Genomic DNA, 22,017 nt, shown 5'->3' on the forward strand with positions numbered 1-22,017 from the left:
GTAGCTCCGTCTCGTGGGCTCGGAGATGTGTTTAAGAGTCAGCACGCGACCCGCCCCCGGGCGGGGTGGCCGCCTACCTGGCCGAACGGATGAATCTGCACATGTGGCCGATCAAGGCGCGGGTGCGATTGGCGATGTCGGCGCAAGAGGCCCTACGCGGTCGGGCCGCCCACTACGGCACCATCGAGGCGGTGGACGAGCACACCTGTGTGCTGCTGTGCGCCGGTGCGGACATGGTCGCCACGGCCTGCTACCTGGCGATGTTGGACGTGGACATGGAAGTCGAGGAGCCCGCCGAACTGCGCGAGGCGATGGCCCACCTGGGTGGGCGCCTGTCGCGCGCCGCGAAGGAGGACCGAGCGCTCGGGAACTGAGCCCTTGGCCCCGGGTTAGAGACCACCACGGTGTGTTATCGCTGAGGATCCACCCCTCGACGTGGAGGCGCCCGTGCCCGAGAACCGGCCTTGCCGACCCGAACTCTCCCCCGCCGCGCTGCGGGCCGTGGAACTGGCCGGCTGTGAGGCCATGGCCCTGCGCCACCCGTTCCTGGGCACCGAACACCTGGTGATCGGGGTGGCCGGCCAAGCGGAGGAGACGGGGCGGCGCACCGCCCTGGAGCCCGCCCCGCACCTGCTGCGCCGCGAGGTCGTGCGCCTCATCGCGCCCGGTGGCGACCCCTGCGAGCAGGCCCCGACCTTCACCCCGCGGGTCCGCGCCGTACTGCGCCTGGCCAGAGCGGAGGCCCGACGCCGCGGACAACCACACCTGGGCATCCACCACCTGGCATGGGGACTGGTGTCGGTGGAGGGAGGAACGGCCCTGCGGGTACTGCGCAAGCTGGACGTGGACCTATCCGACACACGCGAGCGCGCCCGCGCCTACCTGGATCGGGAGACGATCGAGGGAGCCCTTTGAGTACCCCTACTCACCGACTACCGGGTAGGAACACAGATGTAGGGCACCACCGTCCATCCTTAGGTTCGTGACCATGAACCACTTCGGCATCCTCCTCGTCGGCCACACCGCCATGGTCCTGCACTACCTGTTCTTCGCCTACGTCGTCTTCGGCGGGCTCTTGTCGCTGCGGTGGCCGCGCATGTTCTGGCCGCATCTGTTCGTGGCCGCCTACGCCCTGGGAATCGTCATCATCGACTGGCCGTGCTTCCTGACCGACATCGAGAATTGGTCACGGGCCGCCACCGGGCGGGAGCTGATGGAGAACGGGTTCATCGACCACCACCTGACCGGGGTGATCTACCCCGAGGACCACCTGATGACCTCGCGGTTCGTCATCGCGGGCATCGTGGCGCTGTCCTACGCCGCCTTGGCCTGGAAGCTGTACCGTGCGCGCGCCGGTCACGAGCGGGGAATCCTGTCCCGATAGCGGGGAAACCTCCGAATGGTCGAACCGGACCCCCGCAATCCCCCGAGCAGCTACGTTAAGGAGTCGTTCGCTTTCGCAGAGTAATGAAAGTAGGGCTTCCGCGTGCCCGAACAGACCCGAACCCTCAGCCCGGACCTGTGCGACCTCGGTGTTCCCCCCACCGTGCGTCCCCTGGTCAACGGCTACCATGTCGCCCGCTGGGACAACCCTTCCGCGCTCACCGACACCGGCCGCCAACGCATGCTGGCCCTTCTGCGCGACCTGGCTGCCCGTTCCTTCGGCGCCGACCACTCCGACTATTGGCACACCCGGATCGATTCCGGTTTCTTCGACCAGATCTCGTGCCTGGCCCTGATCCTGGACCCGGCCGGCGTACCCGTGGGCTGGGGCGGCTACCACCGGCGCCGCTTCGCCTCCCGCCGCGCCCTGTACCTGGACGCCGCCGGTGTGACCCCCGCCCACCGCAGGTTCGGGCTCTCCAGCGCCCTGATGACCCACTTCTTGACCCTTGAGATCCTCACCCGGCCCTGGGGCAACACCTACGTCGTCCTGCGCACCCGCCACCCGGCCGTCTACTCCGGTTGGCGCAAAGGGCTGGGCCGGGCCCGCGTCCACCCCCGACGCGACCGGGCCGTACCCGCCACGATCACCCGCATCGCCACCGACGCCGCCCACTGGCTCGGCGACGGCCCCCGCCTGGACCCGCGCACCCTGCTCATCCGCGACGCCTACCGCATGTTCGAAGGACGCGTCTACGGGGTCACCCCGCGCAGCGGCCACCCAGACCTGGACACCTACTTCGCCGAACAGGTGGGCCCCAAGGACGCCGTCCTGATGGTGGTGCGCATGAGCGCCCTGCCCCTGGCCCGCATCCTGTTGGGCCGCTACCTGGGCGGGCCCGCCCCCGTGCCCACCGGAGGCCGACCCGTACGCGGCGCGGCCCCGACGGAGTCGACCCACAAGGCCGCCCCCACCGGGGCCGGAGCCGCCGGACTCATCCCAGGGGGACGGCCTTGACCGTGGGTCGGGTGTAGGTCAGGGCGCCCATGTCGCGGACCTGGTCCATGACCCCGGCCAGGCGCAGGCTCTCCGACCATGGAATCCGTGGGCTCTCCCGCTCGCCCGCGGCCAGCCTGAGCGCCACCTCCTCCGCCTCGTACTCGTAGCCGTTGGCGCGGAAGGGCCGGTGGAACCGTTCGGGTTCACGGCCGTCCCGGTGCAGGACCAGATCGGTGCCGGCCCAGAACCGTTCGATCTCCAGCCATCCGCCCGTGCCGCAGAGCACCGCGCGACCGGGCAGGGCGGTACGCGAGGCGCACTCCAGGGTGGCGCTCACCCCGTTCTCGCCACGCACCAACATGGTCGTGTGCACGTCCACCATGCGATCCGGCGACAGCCGGCGGGTCGCCCCGACCACGGTCAGCTCACCCAGGTACTGGGAGGCCAACGCCAACGGGTAGATCCCCAGGTCCAGCAGCGCACCACCACCCAGATCGGCGTTGAACAACCGATGGTCGGGGTCGTAGGGGACGTTGATGCCGAAGTCGGCCGAGAGCGCGGTCAGCTCCCCGATGGCGCCCTCGGACACCAAGGTGCGGGCCAACTCGTGCACGGGCAGGTAACGCGTCCACATCGCCTCCATCAGGAAGCGATCGTTGGTCTTGGCGGCCGCCACCATCTCGGTGACCTGTAGGGCGTTCATCGCCATGGGCTTCTCCACCAGCACGTGCTTGCCGGCGTTGAGCATCAGCAACGCGACCGTGTGATGCCAGGGGTGAGGGGTGGCCACGTAGACCACGTCGACGTCGGGGTCCTCGGCCAACGACTCATAACTCGCGTGGTGGTGGGGGATGTCCCAGGCGACCCCGAACTCCTCGGCGCGTTCGGCCGTCCGGGAGCCCACCGCCACCACCCTGGCGGAGGGGACGGCCCGCAACCCTTCGAGGAAGGAGTGGGCGATGCCTCCGGTACCGGCCACGCCCCAGCGCGGTCCACCGTTGTGTTGTGTCATGAGGACATCCTAAAAACACGGTCTTCTCCGGTGCCAGGCGGGGAAGGTACTCGGTTTCCGCGCTCGGAAAACATACGGTGGCCGGGCATGCACGTGAACGGAGGAGGAATGTCGTCCACACTCGCCCAGAGGTTGGGGGTAGGGGCCGGGGACCGGTTGCTCGTCCTCAACGCCCCCGAACGCTATCTACGCCTGCTGGATCCCCCGCCGGACCTCCACATCGACCTGGGGGTGATCGAGGGCGCCGTCTACGACGACGTGCACCTGTTCACGCTCGACAAGGGCACGGTGGACCGTGAGGGGCCGGCGGTGTTGGACCTGATGGGCCCCACCACCCGGTTGTGGGTGTGCTTCCCCCAACGCGGCGGCACCATCATCACCGACCTGGCCGCGGACAAGGGCTGGGACACCCTCGTCGACGCCGGGTGGCGTCCCACCGCCCAAGAACCGATCGACTCGGATTGGGCGGCGTTGCGCTTCACGCGCACAGCCACGGGGTGAATCGGCCGGTGCCGGGCCCGGAACCAGGGCCCGGCCCTCCTATCGGACCCGAACCGACCCGCTGGTGGTGTTCACCTCGATCCGGCTGTCGGCGCCGTCGGAGGCGTCCACGTCGAACTCACGGTCGCCGGAGGTCGACTCCCCACTGATGTCGTAGTCCCCCGCCGGCACCCTCGCCTCGACGCCGCCGCTGACGGTCTCCACCTCCATCAGGTCGAAGGGGGTGTCGGTGCTGATCTCCACCCCACCGGAGGTGGTGGAGGCCTCCAAGGTGGTGAACCCGCCACCGAGTTCCAGGGAACCGCTCACCGACTCGGCCACGACCTCCTCGGCCGTGAAGTCGTCGACGGCGACGTGCCCCGATGTGGTGGACACCTCCAGCCGCTCCCCCTCACCGGCGGCCTCGATGTCGCCACTGACGTTGTGGGCCTCGACCGAACCGGTGATGTCGGACAAAGAGACCTCGCCCGAAGTGGCCTCGACCTCGACCGACCCCTGGTGGTCGAAGACCTCGACCGAACCGCTGACGGTACCCACCGACAGCTCCGAGACCAGGTTCCGCACCTCCACGGACCCACTGGCGGTCTCCAAGGTGACCGAGACGTCCTCGGGCACCTGGATGGTGTAGTCGATGGAACAGGTGGACAGGAACGGGACACCGCTGCACCGGCCGTCGATACCCAACCGGTCACCACCTTCGTCGATCCGCTCCTCCGGCTCGGACAGCGGTCCACCCCGCAGGGTGCGCTCGACGACGATCTCGTCGCCCTCGGCCGCACCGACCTCGATCCGCCCACCGGTGTCGTTGTGCACGCTCAACGCGCTCGCCCCGCCGTAGGAGTCGGCCTGGTCGCTCTGATGGGCCACCACGTTGCCCAGGACGGACACCGCGGTGAGCACCACCAGGACCACCACGAGCACCCCGCCCAGAAGCATCCACGGGCCCCACCGGAACCGCCTCGATTCCTTACTGGACGAGGCGTACAGCCCTCGTGCCCTGAAAGTCACGTCGTTCTCCTTCCGGAAGGCGCGGCCCTCCTTGATCTGGTCGGTCAGTCCCGGGCCGAACCGCGCAGGTAGCGCAGCACCGCCAGGACCCTGCGGTGGTCGTGGTCGTCCTGGCCCAGGTCGAGCTTGAGGAAGATGGAACGGATGTGCTTTTCCACCGCCCGTTCGGTGATGGTGAGCCGTTCGGCGATGCCCGCGTTGTTGACCCCCTCGGCCATCACCTCCAGCACCTCGGTCTCGCGCGGGGTGAGCCGTTCCAGGGCGCGGTCACGGTTGCCGCTCAGCAACTGGGTGACCACCTCGGGATCGATCGCGGCTCCGCCGTCGGCCACCCGGCGCAGCACGCTCGTGAACTCCTCGATGTCGGCCACCCGGTCCTTGAGCAGGTAACCGACCTTGAACGCGCCGGCCCCGAGCAGGTCGGCGGCGTATCGGCTGACCACGTGCTGGGACAGCAGCAGCACCGCCACCTCCGGGTGGGACCGGCGGATCCTCACCGCCGCCTGGATGCCCTCCTCGGAGTAGGTGGGCGGCATGCGGATGTCCACCAGGCACAGGTCCACGTCGGGATGGACCTCCACCGCGCCGAGGAGCGCGTCGGCGTCGCCCACCGAGTCCACGACCTCCACCCCGGCGTCCTCCAACAGTCGGGCCATGCCGCTGCGCAGCAGCACCGAGTCCTCGGCGATGATCACCCGCGGTCCACTGCGCGCGGTCTCCTCGATGCTCACGGTCAGGCCTCCCATGGGATCTGTGCGGTCAGGACGGTTCCCCCGCCCCGGGGGCTGTGGACGGTCAGGTCCCCATCGATGGCGTCCACCCGGTCCCACAGCCCGTACAGGCCGGTGCCCGCCTCGGGGTCGGCGCCGCCCACACCGTCGTCGGTGATCGTGACGCGCAACGACTCGCCGCGTCGGCCGGGGAGCCGCTCCAGCGCCACCCGGACCTGCTCGGCCCGGGCGTGCTTGGCGACGTTGGTCAACGCTTCGCTGACCACGTAGTAGGCGACGCCCTCGGCGCGCGGAGAGGGACGCCCGTCCAGTTCCAGGTCGAGTCGGACCGGCACGGGTGAGCGCCCGGCCGCCACCGGCAGGGCGGCGCCCAGGCCGTGATCGGTGAGCACCCGCGGGTGCAGTCCCCGGGCGACCTGACGCAGTTCGGTCATGACCTCCTTGGACTCGCGCTGGGCCTCGGCGATGAGCTCGCGGGCCCCCTCGGGGTCCCGGGCCAGCCGGGTGCGGGCCCGGGTGAGGGTCAAGGTCAGGGCGAGCAGGCGCTGTTGGGCACCGTCGTGCAGGTCGCGTTCGATGCGTCGGCGCTCGGCCTCGGCGACGTCGACCATGCGTTGACGGCTGTCCTGGACGTGCAGCAGGCGGCGCCGCATACGCACCTCGGGTGCGTCGAAGAGCAGGGTGCGCAACAGCAGGACCTCGGAGGAGACCACGGTGCGTGCGATGCGCAGACCCACCAGGACCGCCACCGGGCCCAGCAGTACCAGTCCGAGCGGCCCGAGCAGGTCGACCGGTGTGGCGCCCTGGGCCAGTACGTACACCACCCCGAGCAGGGAGCCCAACGCCGCGGCTCCCCCGCACACCACCAGCACCGCCACCAGTCCCCCGGCCAGCAGCCCGTGCAGGCCTGCCACGGTGCTGTAGACCACCATCGACCAGGCCTCACGGCCGAACACGAAGGCCCGGCCGCGCGCCCATCGGCCGGAACCGGCCAAGGGGTCGGGCGGTCTGGTCTCCACGATCCCGAACACGTTGGCCAGTCGGGAGCGCTGGGTGTAGCAGGCCAGCCGGGCCAGCGCGGTGGCCAGGAGCGGGAACACCACCACGAAGAGCAGGGTGTCCACCAGGAGGTGGCCCGGTACGAGTTCCGGCGGGAACCCGCCGATGGGGGCATAGAGCCGCAGCCCGAGCCAGGTGGCCGAGGCCACCAGCAACGCCGCCGGGATCAGGTAGAACACCGCCAGGGCCAGGGAGGTCATCAAGTGCAGGACCTCGACCAGCCGGACCCGCCAGGTGTTGCCCCGGGTCTCGTGGAGGAAGGGTACGGCGATCGGGGCACCCGGCCCTCTCGCGATGCCCGCGCCCGTCCGCTCCGTCCCCGTGCCGCTCACAGAGTCCAATCTAGGTTCGTGGGCCCTCGGGGCACGAGGTCCTCAGCACGAGAGTGGCCGGTGGTGCCAGCACTACCCACCGGTGCGGGAGCATGGAGGGTCCGAGCAGAGAAGGGGAACATGTGGGGTGCGGGTGCGACGTCGAACGGGTCATCGAGGGGTACGGCCCCGAGGGGGTGGACCATTCCCACCCGGTCTCCGAGGAGGTCGCCTTCGCCCTGGCCGAGCTGGTGGAGACCGGTGACGATCACTGCCTGAGAGCGCGTTACGACCTGTCAGGTCCGGTGCTGGAACGGGCGGCTCATCTGGCCGGGTTCACCCCGCGCCCGGAGCTGGAGTACCGATTGTCCGCCTATCCGAGCGGTCCCCACCCTGCTCTGGCCCCGGTCCTTCGGGACATCGCGGGGATCAACATGTTCTTCGCGCTGGAGACGGAACGGCCCGCGCGGGAATGGGTGGCGGTTCTGCGGGGCGAATGGTCCGGGGACCTGTTGACCGCCGAGGTGGCGGACGTGCGCGGCCGGCTCGCCGCACTCTTCGACGGAAGAGCCGAGGACGTGGCGTGGCGGGTGGGCGCCTCCCTGTTCCACCAGGGTTTGGCCTCACGGGTGCTGTCCCCGGTGCTGGCCGCGGCGGTGTGCCACGGGGTGCACCTGGACCCGTGGAACCTGTTCGTGCGCCCGGGCGGACCGACCGTGCTGCGCACCATCGACACCCGGGCCCGACCCTTGGAATCGTGCGCCCCGCAGGAGATCGCCCGGGGCCCGGTCCACCAGGCGGTGGCGGGCCTGGAAAGGGTCGCCGCGGCGTTGGGAGAGACCGGCGGTATCGCGCCGGGGCTGTTGCGCGGCAACACCGCGGCGGCGCTGGCCGGCGCCGCGCGCTCCCTGGGACGGGACCGCCCCGAGCACCACGAAAGCGCCGAGCGGGTGGTGCGCACACTGCTGCGGAGCCCCTCTCTGGAGGGCACCGGCGCCTACACCGAGGTGGACGACCAAGGCCGGGCGACCTTCCGGCGCACCACCTGCTGCCTCTACTACCGCCTCCCCGAGGGCGGCCTGTGCGGGGATTGCGCCTTGCGGCCCTGACCACGCGCTTTCCCACCTTCGAGGCAGAGACGTGGCTGAGACGGCTCCTGATGGGCATCAAGAGGAGGTGACCTCTGCGAGCGGCGGCCCCGGCGACACCCCCAGACCCCGGCCGAACCGCGACAACCTGTGGGGACCCCTGGCCTGCGCGGTGGCGGCCGCCGTACTCGCCCCCGTTCTGGCCCTGTGCCTGCTGACGGTGCCCGCCCTGTTCGCCTTCGGCGGGGTCACCCGGGGCCTGGGCGAGGTGTGGCCGTTGGTGCTCGTGGCGATCGCCATCGCCTTCCTGCTGTTGTGGGGCTACAGCCGGCTGCTGCGCTTCCTCGGCGAGGGTTCCCCCTGGCGGGTGGCGGTGGCGAGCCTGGCGCTCGGAGTGATCCTGGGAATGCTCTACCGCCCCGGTTCGCTGGGCTACACCGACTGGACCCTGGTGCCGACGATGCTGTGGGCGTTCCTGGTGGTGTGGCTGCGCCTGACCGGGCGGATCCGGATGCGGCGTTCCTCCCCGTCCGAAGCCGCTTGAGCCCCGAGGCCTTCCCCAAAGCGCCCTTTCAGCGCTGGTTACGGGTAACGTCGGGGTGGTTCAGGGATGTTCGGGGAGGTGGGCGTGGCCCAGCAGTACTACTCGGTGGATCAGGTCGCGGAGCTGTTGGGTCTGCACGTGAAGACCGTGCGCGCCTACGTGCGCGAAGGGCGCCTGGCGGCCACCCGGATCGGTAAGCAGTACCGGATCCACCGCAAGGACCTGACCGAGTTCACCGGCGGTGCCCCCGACCAGGAAGACACCGAGAACGGGCGCCCCCGGGTGGAGGTCTCCACCGTCCTCCAAGTCGAGGAGGTGGACCGCGCGACCGCCGATCGGATCAGCACGCTGATCACCTCCGCCACCACCGGCGTTTCCGGAGGCGGCGCACCCGCCCAGTCCCAGGTGGTGTACGACCCCGAACGGGGCCGGCTGCGGGTGGTCCTGGTCGGTGGCCTGGAGGAGACGACCCGGATGCTGGAGTTCGTCCGCGCCCTGGTCGGCGACGACCACACCTGATCGTCTCTCCTGTTGAGATGGCCGTATCGCGATAAGAGATCCGATGGGTAGGGTCGACCCACCCCGCAGCTCCGACGAAGGACGGCACGCGATGGCTCGTTATACCCACGGGCAGCATCCCACGGTCACCGGCTCCTATCTGTGGCGCGACGCCGAGAACTCCGCCGGCTACGCCTTGGCCGAGATGCGGGCGGGCCGTTCACTGCTCGACGTGGGCTGTGGCCCGGGCAGCATCACCCTGGACCTGGCCCGACGTGTGGCGCCCGGACCGGTCACCGCCGTGGACGCCTCCGCCGAGGCCGTCGAACAGGCCCGCGCCCTGGCCGAGAAGGAGGACGTGAGCGACATCGACTTCCGCGTCGGCGACGTCCACGACCTGCCGCTGCCCGACGGCGCCTTCGATGTGACCCACGCCCACCAGGTCCTGCAGCACGTGGCCGACCCGGTGCGAGCCCTGGCCGAGATGGGTCGGGTGACCCGGCCCGGCGGGGTCGTGGCCGTCTGCGACAGCGACTACTCGGGCATGTACTGGTATCCGCTGTTGCCGGAGCTGGACGCCTGGATGGACCTGTACCAGCGGGTGGCGCGCGCCAACGGCGGCGAACCCGACGCCGGGCGGCGCATGCACGCCTGGGCGCGCGCCGCCGGGTTCGAGGACATCACCTACGTGTCCGAGGTGTGGAACCACTCGGCCCCCGACCGACGAGCCTGGTGGGGGCGGATGTGGTCACGGCGGATCCTGGAGTCGGACCTGGCCCGTCAGGCCGTGGCCGAGGGTTTCGCCACCCGCGCCGACCTGGAGGAGATCTCCCGAGGATGGGAGCGTTGGAGCGAGCACCCCGACGGGGTGTTCGTCATTCCCCGCGGCGCCGTCCTGTGTCGCGTCCCCGGCTGAGGGGACCGCACGGCGCCCGAACGTGCCATGTGTTTTTCCACCACGACCCGGAAGGTGCCCCATGTACGTCACGGACCTGGACCCCACCCGCATCGAACGGGCCACGCGCCTGATCGACCCGGTCTTCTCGAACAGCCCACAGTTCTTCGAGGAACAGCTGTGCTCGGCCCTCGACCGGCGCGTGCTCACCAAGGTCGAGACCCTCAACCCACTGCGCAGCTTCAAGGGCCGCGGGGCGGACCTGCTCGCCCGCGAGTTCTCCCCCGGAACCCGCCTGGTGTGCTCCTCCACCGGAAACTTCGGGCAGGCCATGGGATACGCGGCCACCCGCCACGGCATGAGCGCGCACGTGTTCGTCCCGGCGGGCACCAACCCGGTGAAGATGCGGCGGATGGTCGCGCTGGGCGCGCACGTGCACGAGGTCGAGGGCGACCAGATCAAGCAGCAGGCCCGACGGTTCGCCGACCAGGACCCGGACAGTGTCTTCGTCGAGGATGGAGAGCACTCCAGTGTGGCGGAGGGGGCCGGCACCATCGGGGTCGAACTCCTGGCCACCGAGGGCATCGACACCATCGTGCTTCCGGTGGGAGATGGGGCACTGATCACCGGGGTCGCGGCGTGGACCAAGGAACACGCTCCGCACATCCGCGTGGTGGGCGTGTGCGCCGCGGGTGCGGCGAGCATGGTCGACAGCCGGCGGGCCGGGCGGGTGGTATCCACCGAGGTCGCCGACACCTTCGCCGAGGGCATCGCGATCAACCGGCCCATCGCCGCTTCGGTGGAGCGTATGAGGGTGCTGGTCGACGACATGGTGGTGGTGAGCGACGACGACATGCTGGAGGCGATGCGTCTGGTGTTGGAGGCCGTCGGGGTGCTGCCCGAACCGGCGGGTGCGGCCGGGATCGCCGCCCTGCGCGTGCACGATCTTCCGGGTGAGACGGTGGCGACCGTGATCACCGGCGCCAATGCCCCCACCTCCCTGTTCGCCGATGTCCTGGGATCCCGCGCGGGGGATCCTCGGTCGAGGTCGTAGACATTCACGTGTACGCCCCGGGACATGTCCGGTCCCTCCACAGGGGTTGAAGGATGATGGTCGCTTCGATGCGTGGTGCGCTCGCCCCCGCCGAGCTCAAGCGGCGCCGGCGGGTATTGAAGCACACCACGATTGGTCCGAACGGGTCGGTGACATCGCCCATGCGGCTTTGTCCCTCAGCGGTGAGTGGAAATGATCTTCGTTGAGAAAACCTCGGTGCGAGGGCACGGGTAGGCACGTTCGTCATTGTGCGGCCTCGGTTCGTGCCTTGTGAAGGAAACCTGTTTCAGTCAATTGCCACCACGAGCGTGTGACGCTGGTCTACCTTTACTTCACGTGCGCCTTCGTGCGCGTGAAGACATCGCGAGGAGACCCAGAGGTCATGAACGAGCGTGCGGAGCGGGAGCGCTCCACCGGAAAAAAGGTCGATTCCGGTTCCCCACCTCGACGGTCATTTCTTCGACGGCCGTCACTGTTGATCCATCGGTGGATTCCCTGCCTGCTGAGACGACGGAGGCGATCGTCGGCCCGGACACGACCACGGTCACGGTCACGGGTCGAAGATCCGTCGGTCTTCACAGTCCTTGAGGAACGCTACTTTCCTGAAGGCAAAGGCGCTTCGTGGCACGTTCGCATGCGAGTGTGGGTGATTTGCGGCGTAGTGGCCCTTCTCGTCGTTTTGGGTGGCTTAGGGGTGAATTATGCCTACGATCTGTTGTCGACGGAGGCACTACTTCGCGAGCAACGGGACGCGGAGAGGGCCATCGACCAGGACAACGCACCATTCACCAACTCCGTCACCTACGACACCACGTCCTTCGAGTCATTCACGATCGTCTTGGACCGGCCTCTCACAGTCGAAGAAGGTGAGGTACTCCAGACCACTCCGCCTGCGGAGGTATGGGACTTTCTTCGGCCGCTCGGGGGGCGTCTGATCCCCTCTACCGGTGAGTGGGCGCCGACCCCTACGACCGGGGGGACCTGGGAAGGCGGAACAGGTGGAATGGGCACAGCCGTATTCACCATGAACCTCCTGTCCGCGCGCACATCCCAGCTGAGCATTGTGGATATGACCCCGGTCAACATCTCCTGTGAAAACCCGACGGCCGTCACCGTCATTGATTACCCCCCGGCGGGCATTGCTCCCTACCCGGGCGTGATCGTGGATCTCAACCATAATGATCCGCTGCTTTACATTACGGACGAGGGGCCAGACCAGGGGGATCCGTTCTTCAATCGCAGACGGATCGATCTCGGAGATGGGCTGGAACCGGGCGGACTCCGAGTGGAGGCGCAGGTGGTGGGCCAGTCCTGTGAGTGGGAGATCCAGGCACGCTACCTTGATGCCCGCCAGAACACCGGCGAGGTCGTCCTGCGCGATGAGGATCGACCCTTCTATGTCGAGGTTCCGCCTGGTCGCCCCGATCAGTATTGGCTTGCGGGCTACGCATTCCCTGATGCGGGGGAACGTACCTTCGTGCCGTGCCACGAGACACCAGAACATTTCAGTTGCAGTTTCGGTTTGGGTCTTGAGGACGAGGACTGGGCCGAGGTGCCGCCAGGGCATTGAGCGGAACCAGACTCTTGGTGGTTTTTGTGGAAGATCCAGCTTTTAGGGGATGCCCGTTCCTCTCAGGGGATATCAGCTGACGTCGGGTCCGCGGGTCCACGGGTTCGGGGCGAGGTGGCGTCACCACGCAGGAAGCGCGAGGACGGAGACGTAGGCGGCATGGTGACAGGCCGGCGAACGGGTACGACACCGTGCAGGAATGCCGGCCGCGCTCCTGGGCGACGCTATAGCGTCGAGGAAGCGCCGTCGCGGACACCGTCGTCCCCACCGGAGGAAGCATGCCCGACCTGCCGATCGGTTACTGGATCAAGCACCTGGACCGGCTCATCGAGAGCGACCTGGACCGGGTGCTCTCGGCGGATTCCCTGGGCCGCCGCTCGTGGCAGGTGCTCAGCTCCCTGCACCGCGAGGCGGCCACCCTGTTGCAGCTGGATCAGCGCCTCCTGCCGTTCCTGGAGGAGGACGAGACCACCGTGGGTCCGGCGGTCGAGACCCTGCGCCGACGCGGTTGGGTCAGCGGCATGGTCTCGATGGAACTGACCGAGGAGGGTGTGCGGGCCCACGACGCGCTGTTGGAGCACGTCAAGGGCACCCGGGCCCGGTTGACCGCCGGGATCAGCGATCAGGAGTACCGGGCCACCGTGGATGTGCTGGAGCGGATGTCGGCCAACCTGGAACAGGGCTGAGCCCGTTCAGGTCCGGCTCACAGGGGCAGTTCGCGGGTGAGTTCGACGAAGGCCAGGTCGTCGCGCTTGGGCAGCCCGAACTCCTCGTTCCCGTAGGGGAAGGGCTCGGTCTTGCCGGTGTTGGTGTACCCACGCCGCTCGTACCAGGCGATGAGTTCGGGGCGCTGCTTGAGCACCTTCATCCGCATGAGCCGGCTGCCCCACTCGCGCGCGGCCATCTGCTCGGCCTCGGCCAGTACGACCTTGCCCAGACCGGCGTTCTGGAGGTTGGGGCGGACCGAGAACATCCCGAAGTAGGCACCGTTGACTCCTCGCCGGAGTTCGCAGCAGGCGATGATCCCGTCCTGGGCCTCACCCACCAGGACCAGGGTGTTGCTGCGGGCGAGCAGTTCGCTCATGCCCTCGACGTCCATCCTCTGTCCGTCGAGCAGGTCGGCCTCGGTGGTCCATCCCTGTTTGGAGCCCTCGCCGCGATAGCAGGAGTTGACCAGATCGACCAGCGCGGGGACGTCGGCTTCGGTCGCGGACCGGAAGTCGATCTTCGTGGCGGCGGTGTCCTGGGTGTTCGGGATGGTGGTCACGCGCTCTTCCCCCTTGTGTCCGTTCCGTCCCACAGTATGCCCCTCGTCACGGTGTAGTGCCCACTCGGTCCCGCTCCTGTGGCGCGATGCTCGCGATGTGCCCCAGGAAGGAGCGCAGTCGGGCGCGGGCCGATTCGGGGGTGATCCGTTCGGGGTTGGTCATCAGTTGCAGGGCCAGCCCGTCGGCGAAGGTGTGCAGGTATTCCGACCAGGTCTCCAACCAGGGGTCGGGGTGCACCTGAAAGGGGTCTTCCAGGTCCGGGTGCCCGTCCAGGGCCGCGACCAGCCGCCGATAGAGGCCGCGCTGTTGGTGCCAGCGGTGGTCGAGCCTGGGGTCGAGGTAGTCGGGGTCTCCGGTGACCTCCCAGGCCCGATACTCGGCCCGTCGGGCCTGGTCCAGGGGCAGCATCTGTTCGACGAAACCCATCACCCGGTCCAACAGGGGCGTTCGGGGGTCCAAGGTCTGGCTGTGTTCGTGCATGCGCTGGACGACCCGTTCCTCGGACAGGTCCATCGCATAGGTGAGCAGGTCCTCTCGGGTCTGGAAGTAGTGGCGCAGGGCCCCGGTGGACAGCCCCGCCTCGGCGGCCACGCTACGGATGGTGACCGCGTGTGGCCCGGCTTCGGTGATCACCCTCCACAGGGCCTCGGCCAGGGCGCGGCGACGTTCTTCATGATCGACGATCTTAGGCACCCTTCCTTTTTAGCACATCTGTGTTATTTTATTTAGCACAGTCGTGTGAAAAAGGAGGACGCATGCCGCCCCTGGACGTACTCATACCGGTCGCCGGCCTGGCGCTGCTGGACACCCTGAGCCCCACCACACTGGGGGTCTCCCTCTTCGTGCTGCTCAGCGGCGCCCGCAACATCGGCCGACCGCTCTTCGCCTACCTGGGCACGGTCGCCCTGTTCTACTTCGTGCTGGGCTGCGCACTCATGCTGGGCCTGGGAGCGGCGCTGGCCCACCTGTCGCACCTGGCCGAGAGCCCCGCCACGGGCTGGGTCATGGTCGTCCTCGGCGGGGCCCTGTTCGCCTACTCCTGGGTGATGCCCACCAAGAAGCGCGCCCCGCGCCGACCCGCCACCCTGCGCACCACCACCATGATCGGTCTGGGTCTGGCCACCGGCCTGCTGGAGGCCGGCACCGCCCTCCCCTACCTGGGCGCGATCGGCATCATGGGCACCGCCGGACTCGCCGCCACCACCTGGGTGCCGATGCTGGCCGCCTACAACACGATGATGGTGCTTCCACCCGCGCTGCTCTACGTGGGCCACCGCCTCTTCGGTGAACGCCTGCGCCCGCGCCTGGACCGCTGGCGCGAGAAGATCGACTCCGGCTCCCGCGAGGCGATGGCCTGGATCATCGGCATCGTCGGTGTGCTCCTGGTGCTCAACGGCCTGCAATTGGCCGGTATCGAGGACCTGATCGGCAATGCGTGATCGGGACGGGGAGGAATGCCGCACCCGCCATGGAGCCCACCCGTGGTGGTACTGGCCCCACCATGCTTTCTCACCCTGACCGCCCTGACACGGAGCACCACCGCGCGTAACGTCGAGACCATGAGAACGCCCCCCTTCGTCCGCATGGTCCGCAACACCCGCTACCTGTTGCTGGGACTGCCCTTGGCGGTCATCGCCTTCAGCCTGGTCCTGACCGGACTCGCCGCCGGTACCGGCACCGCCGTGCTCTTCGTGGGACTGTTCCTGCTCTCGGGGACCCTGCTCCTGGCCCGGGGGGTGGCGCACCTGGAACGCCTGCGCCTGTCCGACCTGCACGGACGGGCCGTGGTGCGCCTGCCCTACCGTCCGTCCCCGGCGAACGCCGGTCCCCTACGCCGCCTACTCAACCCCCTGGCCTGCGCACGCAGCTGGATGGACGTCCTGCACGCGATCGTGGGCCTGCCCCTGGCCCTGGTCGGGTTCGTCCTGGCGGTGCTGTGGTGGTCTCTGGCCCTGGGCGGTCTGCTCTACCCGCTCTGGGGATGGTCGCTCCATCTCGTCCCCGGCTACACCGATGTGGGCGACTATCTACTGCCGGACAACCCGGCGGTGGCCACCCTGGTGGTCTACATGGTCGGCGGCGCCCTGTTCGCCCTCACCCTGCCGGTGGCACTACGTGTCCTGGCCGGGATGAACTCGGCCCTGGCCCGGGTGCTGCTCCTGGCCCCCGAGGAGATCAGCGCACGCGTGCTCACCACCAGGAACACGACGGTGCCCGCCCCGGAGGAGAGCGAGGGGGAACGCCGTTACGTCTCGCTGCACTGATCCCGCCGGTGTGCCCCCGGCCGGTGATCGACGGTGGCGGCCTCCACCGTGGTCCCGACCTCCATGCGTGTTCCGGTCTTCCCGAACGCCGGGTCACTCCCCTTCGTCAGGTTTTCTCGTCACCACCCCCGGCCGAGCCGCCTGAGTCCTGCTCCCGGCACGGCCGAGAACCAGCAGGCCGATCAGGACCATGACGATGATCTGCACGAGGAGCTGGACACCGTAAACGATCCCCTCGGTCGGGAAGAAGCCGTTGCCGAAATAGAAACCGCTATGGACTCCGATGGCCATCCAGATGCTGCCCGTCCGCGCCCTGCTCGCAGCGCAGACGAAGCCCAAGGCCATGGCTCCGACCGCGTAGAGGACCACTTCAACGATTCCCCGCGCCGCGCTCTGGGAGAAGACGTGGAGCGCACCGAAGCCCACCGATGTGAGCACCAGTACGACACGTGGTGACAGGTGCTCCGCCAGAAGGTCGTAGAGATTGCCCCGCCATATCAGTTCTTCTGGAAAAACCTGAGCAATGATGATGATCGCGATCACCAGGGGCAGGTAGATCAGGTCCTCCGGTTCCCATGGCACCCACCGGGCGGCACCCATGGCGACCGAGGCGGCGTTGGCCGCGAGGAGCGCGGCGACGGTCACACCCGAACCGATCAGTAGCAGGGGGACGGCCGACCACGTTATCGGCAGCCCCACCCCGGCCCAGGGGCGGTGTACGAAACGGCGCCAGAAGTACACCGCCGGCACCGCCAGGAGGACACCGATCGGCTGGCCGGCCAAGAGCACGGCGAACGTGAGAACGATCGTGAGCAGGAGGGGCAGAATCGTTTTCGTGGCCGCCGTGCCGGTGACCCCGACCCGTATACGGCTTCGCGAACTCATGCCCTCATCTTTGAGAATCATCGAGTGGCCGACATCGGGGAAAGGTCATCCTCCGACCCGGATTTTCTCGGCGTGTACGCCCCCGACCCCTAAGGGTCGACCCTGGAGCGCCCCGGTGCTCGGGATCGGCCGCCATGGAGGAGGTCCTTTCGGGGCCACCACTGAATCCTGTAGTGATCCGGTCGTGCCCCCGAAGAGGTCAGCGCCCCTTGCGGGACCGCTTCCCTACGGTCCCGGGTCTACCTCCGGAGCGGGCGTCGCCGTGAGCGCAGCCCAGGTCCGGGTTTCGTGCCACACCGATGACTTCGTCGAGCCGGTCGCGCACGCCGAGCGCGGACGCACACGCGGAAAGATCGTCATCCTCATCTGAGGGGCACGGCCCGGATGAGCCGGGGTGGCGAGGCCGTCCCGGTTCAGGCGCGCAGGAACTCCAGCACCGGTTCGGTCTGGTCCAGGACGGCGTGGCCCACACCGGGCAGCACTCGCACCCGGGCGTGCGGCACCAGCGCACGCATCCGTCGAGCGGTACCGGCCGAATCGAACATCCGGTCCCTCTCCCCCACGGTGACCTGTACCGGCATGGTCAGAGCGCGTAGCCCCTCGTCGGTGAAGATCGGCAACTGCTCGGTGCGGGGCCGGAATCCGGCGAAGTTGTCCAACACCGCCTCCAACACCTCCCGGTCCCCGGGCCCGACCAGCCCCGTCAGGTAGCCGGTGGAGGCCACCCGGCCACGCCGACCGAACAGCATCAGCAACCCCGCACCCAGGATCCGCCACCGGCGCTGGGCGCCCACACCCCCGGGGCAGACCAACACCAACCGGGAGAGACGGCTCGGACGACGGATGGCGTAGTCCAACGCCGTCCATCCCCCCAGCGACATCCCCGCCAGGGCCACGCGCTCCAGACCCAGCCCGGACAGGACCTCGTCGAGCCACAGCGCGCTCGCCTCGGTGGCCAGGTCCGGGCGGGAGGGGGCGCTCAGCCCGGGCTCGCCGACCAGGTCCACCGCGTACACCCGAAAGGGCTCGGCCCAGGCCGCCATGTCCGCGCGCCAGGTGGTGGCGTTGGCCCCTGATCCGTGCAGCAGCACCAGTGGCGGCGCCTGCTCGGGGCCGGCGACCAGGACGAAGGTCTTCCCTTGCCCGGTGGGCACGTGGCGGTGCTCGGCCGGTACCGGCCAGCTCCGCAGCTCCCGTCGATAGCGGTCCCGGATCCGCTGGGCCGCTTCCTCACTGTGGTAGATCGTGTCCACGTGAACTCCCCCCTGTCATCCAAACAACCCTAACCTTCCCTAAGGTAAGAAGTACAGGGAATAACAGGGAATCTCAACACCGCGATTGACCTCAAGTATTGTTGAGGTCCTACTGTTCAGGGAAGTCCGAACCCACGACCGATCGGTAGACCCATGAGCATGGAAATGGCCGCGTGGAACTCCATCTACCACGCGATGCACGCCAAGGAGGATCAGCGGCCCTTCTCCCTGCCCGTCCTACGCAGGATCGCCGGCTTCGCCCGCCCCCACACCCGCCCCCTCGTCTGGTTCCTGGCCCTGAGCGTGGTCACCGCCGCCCTGGCCGTGGCCGCACCGCTCCTGGCCGGACGCGTGGTCAACGCCATCATCGAAGGCGGGGCCCTGCGCCCCGTCCTCCTCCTGGCCGGCCTCATCGCCGCCGTCGCCATCGCCGAGGCCGTCCTGGCCCTCATCGTGCGTTGGCTCTCCTCCCGCGTGGGCGAAGGACTCATCCTGGACCTGCGCACCACCGTCTACGACCACGTCCAACGCATGCCGGTCGCCTTCTTCACCCGCACCCGCACCGGCGCACTGGTCAGCCGCCTCAACAACGACGTCATCGGCGCCCAACGCGCCTTCAGCGACGTGCTCTCGGGGGTGATGAGCAACCTGGTCACCCTCATCCTGGCCCTGGTCGTCATGGTCACCCTGTCCTGGCAGATCACCCTGCTGTCGCTGCTGTTGCTGCCCGTCTTCGTCCTCCCGGCCCGCCGCATGGGCACCCGCCTGGCCAGGATCGAACGCGAACGCGCCCTGCACAACTCCGCCATGGGCACCCAGATGACCGAACGCTTCTCCGCACCCGGCGCCACCCTGATCAAGCTCTTCGGACGCCCCGCCGAGGAGTCCACCGAGTTCGCCCGCCGCGCCTCCCGCGTACGCGACATCGGGGTGCGCACCGCCATGGTCCAAGAGGTGTTCTTCACCGCCCTGACCCTGGTCTCGGCCATCGCCCTGGCCCTGGTCTACGGGCTGGGCGGCTTCTACGCGCTCAGCGGCCGCATGGACGCCGGAACCGTGGTGTCCATGGGCATGCTCCTGACCCGCCTGTACGCCCCGCTCACCGCGCTGGCCGGCGCCCGCGTGGAGGTCATGAGCGCCCTGGTCAGCTTCAGCCGCGTCTTCGAGGTACTCGACCTCAAGCCACTGGTGGACGAGGAACCCGACGCCCGGCCCGTACCGGCCGGCCCCGTCTCCCTGGAGTTCGACGACGTCACCTTCGCCTACCCCACCGCCGACAAGGTCTCCCTGGCCTCCCTGGAGGAGGTCGCCACCCTGGAAAGGACCGACCACGGGCCCGTCCTGCACGGGGTGTCCTTCCACGTCGAACCAGGTCAGACCGTGGCCCTGGTCGGCTCCTCCGGCGCGGGCAAGTCCACCATCGCCCAACTCACCCCACGCCTGTACGACGTGGACTCCGGCGCGGTACGCCTGAACGGCGCCGACGTGCGCGAACTGACCTTCGACTCCATGCGCGCCACCCTGGGCATGGTCACCCAGGACGGACACCTGTTCCACGAGTCCATCCGCGCCAACCTCACCCTGGGCGCACCTCAGTCCACCGAGGAACAGGTCTGGGACGCCCTGCGCCGCGCCCGCCTGGACACCCTCATCGCTTCCCTGCCCGACGGTCTGGACACGGTGGTGGGTGAGCGCGGCTACCGCTTCTCCGGGGGTGAACGCCAACGCCTGACCATCGCCCGGCTACTGCTGACCGACCCCGAGGTCGTCATCCTCGACGAGGCCACCTCGGCCCTGGACTCCACCTCCGAGGCCGCCGTCCAGGCCGCCCTGGGCGAGGCTCTGCAAGGGCGCACCGCCCTGGTGATCGCCCACCGGCTGTCCACCATCCGCGCCGCCGACGCGATCCTGGTGGTGGAGGCCGGCCGGATCGTGGAACGGGGCACCCACACCGAACTGCTCGCGCACGGTGGCCGCTACAGCGAGCTGTACCGCACCCAGTTCGCGCAGGCGCCCGCCGCCACCAACGGCAGCGACCCCGTGCACGTGGCGGGCTGAGCCCCGCCGACCGACCCCGCCCCCCGGTGGCGCCACACCGGGGGACGGACCCCCCTTCTCGCCGCCACCTGCGGGGATCGGGGCACCGCGCACCCGCACAGGCGTCGAAGTCCCTGCTCCCCGGCCGGTTCGGCCCGGGAGCAGGAAGAGGAAGTTCCTCGTCACCTCGGGGTGGTGGGCGCGGACGAGCCACCGCCGGTTCCCACAACGTCGTTGTACCGCGCGGGTCCGACATTTTCCGGGGCTGGGGCCCTCAGAGCTGCTTGATCACCCTGGCGGGGTTGCCGACGGCGACCACGTTGGCGGGCAGGTCCCGGGCGACCACCGCTCCGGCGCCCACCACGGTGTTGTCACCGATGCTCACACCCGGGCAGACGATGACGCCGCCGCCCAACCACACGTTCTCACCGATGGTGATGGGTTCGGCGGACTCCCAGCCGGCCTTGCGCTCGGCGGGGTCGAGCGGGTGGGTGGGGGTGAGCAGTTGGACGTTGGGACCCATCTGGGTGTGAGCGCCGATCCGGATCGGCGCCACGTCCAGCATCACCGCGCCGAAGTTGACGAACACCCCCTCGCCCAGGGTGATGCGGTGGCCGTAGTCCACGTGCAGAGGCGGGCGCACGGCGGCGTTCTGACCCACTTCGCCGAGCAGGTCGGCCAACGCCCGGGCAAGCCCCTCGTGGTCATCGGATGCGGTGGCGTTGAAGACGTCCATGAGCTTGTGGCACCGGACGGCCTCGGCCGCCAACTCGGCGTCGACCCGGTAGGGCTCACCGGCGAGCATGCGTTCCTTGGCACTGGTCACAGCGGTCCTTTCCCTGGCTGAAAACTCCGTCGAGCCTAGCGCCGTGCCCTGCCACAATGCCCACCATGCGAACCCCCATCTCCACCGTCCTGGTGAGCGGAGCCACCGGCGGCATCGGCATCGCTCTGGTCGACGAACTGCTGCGACGCGAACGCCACGTGGTGGCGCTGGGCCGCGACCCCGATCGTCTGGCCGACCTGGCCCGGACCCGGCCGGGTGTGCGGACCGTGCTCGCCGACCTCGAACACCCTCAGGCCCTGGCCGAGACGCTGGAGCCGTTGACCGAGGAGATCGAGGAGCTGTCGGCCTTCGTGCACTGCGCGGGGCTCTCCCCGGTGGCGTCGGTGGCCGACTCCCCCGTCGCCCTGTGGAATCAGGTGCTGGCGGTCAACCTGGTCGCCGCCGCCGAACTCGTCCGCCTCGTGCTGCCCGCTCTGCGCACCGCCAAGGGCCACGTGGTGCTGGTCAACGCCGCCCCCGGCCTGCACGGGGTGCCGCGCTGGTCGGCCTTCACCGCGAGCAAGGCGGGGCTGAGCGAGCTGGCCGACGCGTTGCGCGCCGAGGAGGCCGAACACGGGGTGCGGGTCACTTCCGTCCACCCTGGCGGAACCGCCACCGAAACCCTGCGGCGGGTGCGCGCGGACTTCGGCCGGCCCTACGACCCCGAGGCCTGTATTCGCCTCACCACCTTGGCCGGGGCGATCGCGGACGTGCTGGATCTGCCCCGCGATGCGCTGGTCACCGAACTGCACCTGCGCCCGGGCCCCTGAACAGATGCGGGGCCGCCCCACCCGCACCACGCGGGCAGGGGCGGCCCCCTTTTTTTCCGG

The 22,017-nt window shown here is 69.1% G+C and carries 24 protein-coding genes and 1 pseudogene; 16 read left to right on the top strand and 9 right to left on the bottom strand.

Features of this window, described 5'->3' with window-relative positions:
* Positions 1 to 44 precede the first annotated feature (44 nt).
* The 4 genes and pseudogenes from BQ8420_RS03230 to BQ8420_RS03245 all read left to right on the top strand — a co-directional run.
* Positions 45 to 374, top strand: a pseudogene (locus BQ8420_RS03230) (WYL domain-containing protein); the annotation flags it as partial.
* Between the two features lie 73 nt (positions 375 to 447).
* Positions 448 to 915 (top strand): Clp protease N-terminal domain-containing protein, encoded by a 468-nt coding sequence (locus BQ8420_RS03235; protein WP_143847087.1) that lies wholly within the window; start codon positions 448 to 450, stop codon positions 913 to 915.
* A 73-nt stretch (positions 916 to 988) separates the two neighbouring features.
* Positions 989 to 1,384, top strand: coding sequence for a DUF2784 domain-containing protein (locus BQ8420_RS03240; protein WP_087096305.1), 396 nt, complete (start codon positions 989 to 991; stop codon positions 1,382 to 1,384).
* 102 nt (positions 1,385 to 1,486) lie between these two features.
* Complete coding sequence (locus BQ8420_RS03245; RefSeq protein ID WP_087096306.1) at positions 1,487 to 2,401, top strand: GNAT family N-acetyltransferase; 915 nt, start codon at positions 1,487 to 1,489, stop codon at positions 2,399 to 2,401.
* On the opposite strand, the gene BQ8420_RS03250 is transcribed toward BQ8420_RS03245, so the two are convergent.
* Positions 2,379 to 3,395: a Gfo/Idh/MocA family protein gene (locus tag BQ8420_RS03250; protein ID WP_087096307.1), complete on the bottom strand. Its 1,017-nt coding sequence runs from the start codon at positions 3,393 to 3,395 to the stop codon at positions 2,379 to 2,381. The genes BQ8420_RS03245 and BQ8420_RS03250 overlap by 23 nt on opposite strands.
* A 108-nt stretch (positions 3,396 to 3,503) precedes the next feature.
* On the opposite strand from BQ8420_RS03250, the gene BQ8420_RS03255 reads away from it, so the two are divergent.
* A complete protein-coding gene (locus BQ8420_RS03255; protein WP_087096308.1) occupies positions 3,504 to 3,896 on the top strand; it encodes a hypothetical protein in 393 nt (130 codons plus the stop codon).
* A 39-nt stretch (positions 3,897 to 3,935) separates the two neighbouring features.
* On the opposite strand, the gene BQ8420_RS03260 is transcribed toward BQ8420_RS03255, so the two are convergent.
* Genes BQ8420_RS03260 through BQ8420_RS03270 form a run of 3 tightly spaced genes read right to left on the bottom strand, consistent with a single transcriptional unit; the run spans position 3,936 to position 7,035 of the window.
* Positions 3,936 to 4,904, bottom strand: a complete 969-nt coding sequence (locus tag BQ8420_RS03260; RefSeq protein WP_235005895.1) for a DUF4097 family beta strand repeat-containing protein — start codon at positions 4,902 to 4,904, stop codon at positions 3,936 to 3,938.
* A 44-nt stretch (positions 4,905 to 4,948) separates the two neighbouring features.
* On the bottom strand, positions 4,949 to 5,650 hold the full coding sequence (locus BQ8420_RS03265; RefSeq protein ID WP_087096310.1) for a response regulator transcription factor: 702 nt from the start codon (positions 5,648 to 5,650) through the stop codon (positions 4,949 to 4,951).
* Positions 5,638 to 7,035, bottom strand: coding sequence for a sensor histidine kinase (locus BQ8420_RS03270; RefSeq protein ID WP_369825465.1), 1,398 nt, complete (start codon positions 7,033 to 7,035; stop codon positions 5,638 to 5,640). Before BQ8420_RS03270 ends, BQ8420_RS03265 begins: the two co-directional genes overlap by 13 nt.
* Positions 7,036 to 7,148: 113 nt before the next feature.
* Here BQ8420_RS03270 and BQ8420_RS03275 point away from each other — a divergent pair, with 113 nt between their 5' ends.
* The 7 genes from BQ8420_RS03275 to BQ8420_RS03305 all read left to right on the top strand — a co-directional run bounded on the left by BQ8420_RS03275 (position 7,149) and on the right by BQ8420_RS03305 (position 13,340).
* Positions 7,149 to 8,114 carry a (2Fe-2S)-binding protein gene (locus BQ8420_RS03275; protein WP_087096311.1) on the top strand — a complete coding sequence of 322 codons (966 nt, stop codon included), beginning with the start codon at positions 7,149 to 7,151 and terminating at the stop codon, positions 8,112 to 8,114.
* Positions 8,115 to 8,181: 67 nt separating this feature from the next.
* Positions 8,182 to 8,637 carry a hypothetical protein gene (locus tag BQ8420_RS03280; protein WP_087096312.1) on the top strand — a complete coding sequence of 152 codons (456 nt, stop codon included), beginning with the start codon at positions 8,182 to 8,184 and terminating at the stop codon, positions 8,635 to 8,637.
* Positions 8,638 to 8,721: 84 nt separating this feature from the next.
* On the top strand, positions 8,722 to 9,156 hold the full coding sequence (locus BQ8420_RS03285; RefSeq protein WP_087096347.1) for a helix-turn-helix domain-containing protein: 435 nt from the start codon (positions 8,722 to 8,724) through the stop codon (positions 9,154 to 9,156).
* 91 nt (positions 9,157 to 9,247) lie between these two features.
* On the top strand, positions 9,248 to 10,051 hold the full coding sequence (locus BQ8420_RS03290) for a class I SAM-dependent methyltransferase (protein ID WP_087096313.1): 804 nt from the start codon (positions 9,248 to 9,250) through the stop codon (positions 10,049 to 10,051).
* A gap of 61 nt (positions 10,052 to 10,112) precedes the next feature.
* Complete coding sequence (locus BQ8420_RS03295) at positions 10,113 to 11,084, top strand: threonine/serine dehydratase (protein ID WP_087096314.1); 972 nt, start codon at positions 10,113 to 10,115, stop codon at positions 11,082 to 11,084.
* A 1,003-nt stretch (positions 11,085 to 12,087) separates the two neighbouring features.
* Positions 12,088 to 12,654: a hypothetical protein gene (locus tag BQ8420_RS32195; protein ID WP_200815776.1), complete on the top strand. Its 567-nt coding sequence runs from the start codon at positions 12,088 to 12,090 to the stop codon at positions 12,652 to 12,654.
* Between the two features lie 278 nt (positions 12,655 to 12,932).
* Positions 12,933 to 13,340, top strand: coding sequence for a MarR family transcriptional regulator (locus tag BQ8420_RS03305; protein ID WP_087096315.1), 408 nt, complete (start codon positions 12,933 to 12,935; stop codon positions 13,338 to 13,340).
* Between the two features lie 17 nt (positions 13,341 to 13,357).
* On the opposite strand, the gene BQ8420_RS03310 is transcribed toward BQ8420_RS03305, so the two are convergent.
* Entirely contained in the window at positions 13,358 to 13,921 is a 564-nt protein-coding gene (locus tag BQ8420_RS03310) for a GNAT family N-acetyltransferase (protein WP_087096348.1), read from the bottom strand.
* Positions 13,922 to 13,967: 46 nt separating this feature from the next.
* Positions 13,968 to 14,615, bottom strand: a complete 648-nt coding sequence (locus BQ8420_RS03315) for a TetR/AcrR family transcriptional regulator (RefSeq protein ID WP_087096316.1) — start codon at positions 14,613 to 14,615, stop codon at positions 13,968 to 13,970.
* Positions 14,616 to 14,677: 62 nt separating this feature from the next.
* On the opposite strand from BQ8420_RS03315, the gene BQ8420_RS03320 reads away from it, so the two are divergent.
* Together BQ8420_RS03320 and BQ8420_RS03325 are read left to right on the top strand one after the other, a co-directional pair.
* The gene (locus BQ8420_RS03320) at positions 14,678 to 15,361 is read left to right on the top strand and encodes a GAP family protein (RefSeq protein ID WP_087096317.1); all 684 of its coding nucleotides are present in this window, start codon (positions 14,678 to 14,680) and stop codon (positions 15,359 to 15,361) included.
* A gap of 120 nt (positions 15,362 to 15,481) precedes the next feature.
* Positions 15,482 to 16,186 (top strand): sensor domain-containing protein, encoded by a 705-nt coding sequence (locus BQ8420_RS03325; RefSeq protein ID WP_087096349.1) that lies wholly within the window; start codon positions 15,482 to 15,484, stop codon positions 16,184 to 16,186.
* Between the two features lie 93 nt (positions 16,187 to 16,279).
* Here the strand turns inward: BQ8420_RS03325 and BQ8420_RS03330 are convergent, their stop codons facing one another.
* Complete coding sequence (locus BQ8420_RS03330) at positions 16,280 to 17,071, bottom strand: CPBP family intramembrane glutamic endopeptidase (RefSeq protein ID WP_160049269.1); 792 nt, start codon at positions 17,069 to 17,071, stop codon at positions 16,280 to 16,282.
* Positions 17,072 to 17,484: 413 nt separating this feature from the next.
* Positions 17,485 to 18,324: an alpha/beta fold hydrolase gene (locus BQ8420_RS03335; RefSeq protein WP_087096319.1), complete on the bottom strand. Its 840-nt coding sequence runs from the start codon at positions 18,322 to 18,324 to the stop codon at positions 17,485 to 17,487.
* A gap of 153 nt (positions 18,325 to 18,477) precedes the next feature.
* Here BQ8420_RS03335 and BQ8420_RS03340 point away from each other — a divergent pair, with 153 nt between their 5' ends.
* Positions 18,478 to 20,382, top strand: a complete 1,905-nt coding sequence (locus tag BQ8420_RS03340; protein ID WP_087096320.1) for an ABC transporter ATP-binding protein — start codon at positions 18,478 to 18,480, stop codon at positions 20,380 to 20,382.
* A 253-nt stretch (positions 20,383 to 20,635) separates the two neighbouring features.
* Here the strand turns inward: BQ8420_RS03340 and BQ8420_RS03345 are convergent, their stop codons facing one another.
* A complete protein-coding gene (locus tag BQ8420_RS03345) occupies positions 20,636 to 21,166 on the bottom strand; it encodes a sugar O-acetyltransferase (RefSeq protein WP_087096350.1) in 531 nt (176 codons plus the stop codon).
* Between the two features lie 86 nt (positions 21,167 to 21,252).
* On the opposite strand from BQ8420_RS03345, the gene BQ8420_RS03350 reads away from it, so the two are divergent.
* Positions 21,253 to 21,957: an SDR family oxidoreductase gene (locus BQ8420_RS03350; RefSeq protein ID WP_235005896.1), complete on the top strand. Its 705-nt coding sequence runs from the start codon at positions 21,253 to 21,255 to the stop codon at positions 21,955 to 21,957.
* Positions 21,958 to 22,017: the final 60 nt, after the last annotated feature.

The sequence above is a fragment of the Nocardiopsis sp. JB363 genome (assembly GCF_900143625.1).
In the GTDB taxonomy this organism is placed as follows: Bacteria; Actinomycetota; Actinomycetes; order Streptosporangiales; family Streptosporangiaceae; genus Nocardiopsis.